Origin of the sequence: Streptomyces sp., from assembly GCF_031178505.1 — a bacterium.
Lineage (GTDB): Bacteria > Actinomycetota > Actinomycetes > Streptomycetales > Streptomycetaceae > Streptomyces > Streptomyces gulbargensis.
In genome coordinates, this window is the sequence record NZ_JAPSIW010000722.1 from 1 (window position 1) to 3,519 (window position 3,519).

Consider the following 3,519-nt stretch of genomic DNA (forward strand, 5'->3'; position numbering starts at 1 on the left):
CCGACTCACGGGTGCAGCTCTCCCTCGACCTGGGCACGACGACCGCGCTGAGCGAGACCCAGCGCGCGCTCGTCCTCGACCGGCTCTCCGGCAGACTCTCGGGCACGGTGCTCACCGTCAGCGCCGCGGAGCACCGTTCGCAGCGGCGCAACCGGACCGCGGCGAGACAGCGTCTTGCCGCCCTCCTCCGCGAGTCCCTGGTCCCGGCTCCCGTCCGGCGGCCGACCCGACCGACGAACGGCTCGCGGCGACGACGGCTCGAGGGAAAACGCCGGCGCTCCGAGACCAAGCAGAGCCGCAGGCGGCCCGGGTCCGAATGAGCTGCGGGCCGGCGCGGACCGTCCGGCGCGCTCACGCCTCGGCGCTCCACGAAGAGCTCGGGACCCGTCTGAGGGATCCGGGGAGAGCCGTTCACACCGTGGACGTCATGTCTCCTGTCCCCGCTTGCGCGTCTTGCAGGTGCAAATTCTCTCCCGTAGGAAGAGGGGAGGTGACGCGCAGCGGCCCGTCACTCTGATGAGGGGCGCGTCGATGAGCGAGAAGCAGGGAACGTCGAAGGTCCTGGTAGCAGTGGGGACGGCCCTGTTCCTCGTGCCGTTCTTCGTCCTGCGGCAGACGGACCTACCCTTCCGGGTGACGGTGCTGTGGCTCGGAGTGCTGCTCGTCGCCACTCTTCTGTTCGGCTCGTGGGCCCGCCACGCGCCCCGCCATCAACGGTTCGACCTCGAGGACGAGTGGGAGTCCGGCCTGCCGGCCGACCAGGCCCTGGAGCGGATCACGGAGCACTTCCGGGCGGAAGGGGCCACGGTCCGGCACCAGAAGCGAGAGGCCGTCGTCGAGGTCGGATCGGACTTCACGTTCCGATTCACCGGGATCGAGTCCGTGAGGGGCCGGCGCGCCTTCCCCTCCACCCTGACCGTGACGGCGATCAGCACGGGGGCCGGCTCCACCCTGCGAGCGCAGAGCCGGGACAACCTGGGGTGGTACGCCGGGATGCACTCCTGGATCCCGCAGTGGGCGGAAGAACGCAACGCGCACCTCATCGACTCCGCCCGCTGCCTCACGGGCGCTGCCACGGAGCGCGCCCATCCCGATGCCGTCAAGGATCGCCCGTCGGACGACAGCTTCCGCCCGGAGAACGCCATGAACCGGTCCTCCGCAGTGATCGTGTGGGGTTGCTGGGTGGCCCTCACGGTCCTCGTCGTCCTGGAGGGCGGACCGCTTCCGGGCTTCTACTGGTTCTTCACCGCCGCGGTGGCCCTCTTCACCGCGCTCCTGCTCCGGTCACGACGCAGGCGGGACCGGTCCTGGTCCGGACGACTGCAGAAGAGGTGAGCTGACCGGCTCCACCCCGACCCCGCACCACCCTCGAACACCGTGAAGGACGGACCCGCATGCAGGACTCACAGTTCCTCGTTCTCCTCGTCGGCTTCGGCGTGCTCATCGCGATCTCCGGGACCTTGATGTACGGCCGCCGCGCCCTGGCCCGCCGCCTCGAGGAGGACCCGCACGAGCAGACCGTCCGGAGCGTCGAGCTGGTCGCCGGGTGGACGCCCACGGTGCTGTCCCTCGGGTTCCCGCTGCTGGCACTGCTCATCCCCATCCATGATCTCCACCGTGGCTTCCAGCTCATGGTCATCGGGTTCTTCGCCCTGGGTGTGATCTGGTTGCTCGCCATCGTTGGAATCCCGCGGCTCACCAACCTGATGGCGCAGCAGGCCTATGCCAGCACGCCCGGTTCCCGAGACGATGGTGAGACGCCGGAGCTCTACCAGGACGTCATGCGGCGCTTCCTGCCCTGTGCCGGCGCGCTGGTGGCTCTGGCCTTCGTCGTCGTGGTGCTCCGGGTGCTGATGCAGGGGTGACGGTCGGCATGGACGGTCACGTGAACGACGCGCCCGTGCCCGGTCATGCGCCTGCCACTACGCTGCACGGGGCGCGCTTTTCCCGGGGCGACGGGTACTCCGCGCCGGCGGCCGGATCGGTCGTCCGCCTCCGGGCATGACGAGAGCGCCTCCGCCAGGGAGATGGCGGGGCGCTCTCGTCGGCGGCGCCGGGGGAACGCCTTCCATGTCACCGGGGATCAGGAGGCGACAGTTCCACCATAGATGCGAATGTCTGTTACCCGACAGCCAACTTACGATGTTCCTCAGCGGTAGCTCGACCTGCGCCGCCCTCGGCGGCCTCCGGCTCGCGGAGTCCGCCGCCCTCCAGCTGACCGAGGTCGAGTTCCTGCGCCGTGCGGGGCACGGCCGGCGGCACCTCTCCGTCTCCGGCCTCGTCGCTGCCGGGTGCGATGTGATGATCGCGCAGAGGGCACCGGGGCGCCCCTCGGTGCCGGTCACGCTGAACACCTGCAGTCACCTGTGGCCCAGGGCGGAGGACCGCACCGGAGCGGCTGTGCAGGGGCTCCCGGATTCCGCCTCCGATCATTCTGCGGAGTCCGGGCGGACGGCGCGGACCGTGCCGCGTCCGACGGAGCCGGCTACACGTTGAAGCGGAACTCCACCACGTCGCCGTCGCGCATGACGTAGTCCTTGCCCTCGATCCGGACCTTGCCGGCGGCCTTGGCCTCGGCCATGGACCCGGCGGCGTCGAGGTCCTCGAAGGAGACGATCTCGGCCTTGATGAAGCCGCGCTCGAAGTCGGTGTGGATCACGCCGGCGGCCTGCGGGGCGGTGGCCCCCACGGGCACGGTCCAGGCGCGGGACTCCTTGGGCCCGGCGGTGAGGTAGGTCTGCAGCCCGAGGGTGGAGAACCCGGTCCGGGCCAGCTTGTCGAGTCCGGCCTCGTCCTGCCCGGACATCTCCAGCATCTCCTTCGCCTCCTCCTCGTCGAGCTCCACGAGCTCGGCCTCGAGCTTCGCGTCGAGGAACACGGCGTCGGCGGGTGCCACGAGGTCCCGCAGCTCCTGCTGCTTGGCGGGGTCGGCCAGCACGCCGTCGTCGGCGTTGAAGACGTAGATGAAAGGCTTGGCGGTGAGCAGGCTCAGGTCGCGCAGCTGGTCGACGTCGAGCTTCTCCTCCCCGGCGACGGCGAAGACGGTGTCCCCGCGCTCGAGGACCGCCTGCGCCTGCTGCATCGCGGCGAGCTTGGCGGGGTCGGCCTTCTTGATCTTGACCTGCTTCTCCAGGCGCGGGATCGCGTTCTCGAGGGTCTGCAGGTCCGCAAGGATCAGCTCGGTGTTGATGGTCTCCATGTCGGAGGCCGGGTCGATCTTGCCGTCGACGTGGATCACGTCCGGGTCGTCGAAGGCGCGCACGACCTGGGCGATGGCCTGCGCCTCGCGGATGTTGGCCAGGAACTGGTTGCCCAGGCCCTCCCCTTCGGAGGCGCCCTTCACGATCCCGGCGATGTCCACGAAGGACACCGTGGCCGGCAGGATCCGCTCGGAGCCGTGGATCTCCGCGAGCCGGTCCAGCCGCGGGTCCGGCAGGTTGACCACGCCGATGTTCGGCTCGATGGTCGCGAACGGGTAGTTCGCCGCCAGGACGGTGTTGCGGGTCAGCGCGTTGAACA

At 69.9% G+C, this 3,519-nt stretch carries 3 protein-coding genes and 1 pseudogene; 3 read left to right on the top strand and 1 reads right to left on the bottom strand.

All coding sequences use genetic code 11. The features are described from left to right. The 3 genes and pseudogenes from RIF68_RS31135 to RIF68_RS31145 all read left to right on the top strand — a co-directional run. Window positions 1-320, top strand: a pseudogene (locus RIF68_RS31135) (aminoacyl-tRNA hydrolase); the annotation flags it as partial. Between the two features lie 211 nt (window positions 321-531). Continuing rightward, entirely contained in the window at window positions 532-1,335 is an 804-nt protein-coding gene (locus RIF68_RS31140) for a hypothetical protein (RefSeq protein WP_309054617.1), read from the top strand. A 59-nt stretch (window positions 1,336-1,394) separates the two neighbouring features. After that, entirely contained in the window at window positions 1,395-1,865 is a 471-nt protein-coding gene (locus RIF68_RS31145) for a hypothetical protein (RefSeq protein ID WP_309054618.1), read from the top strand. 620 nt (window positions 1,866-2,485) lie between these two features. On the opposite strand, the gene ychF is transcribed toward RIF68_RS31145, so the two are convergent. Next, a partial coding sequence (ychF, locus tag RIF68_RS31150; RefSeq protein WP_309054619.1) for a redox-regulated ATPase YchF occupies window positions 2,486-3,519 on the bottom strand: 1,034 nt, incomplete at its 5' end.

Coding starts and splice junctions, on each gene's coding strand:
- RIF68_RS31140 (WP_309054617.1), top strand. CDS start 532: ATGAGCGAGAAGCAGGGAACGTCGAAGGTCCTGGTAGCAGTGGGGACG.
- RIF68_RS31145 (WP_309054618.1), top strand. CDS start 1,395: ATGCAGGACTCACAGTTCCTCGTTCTCCTCGTCGGCTTCGGCGTGCTC.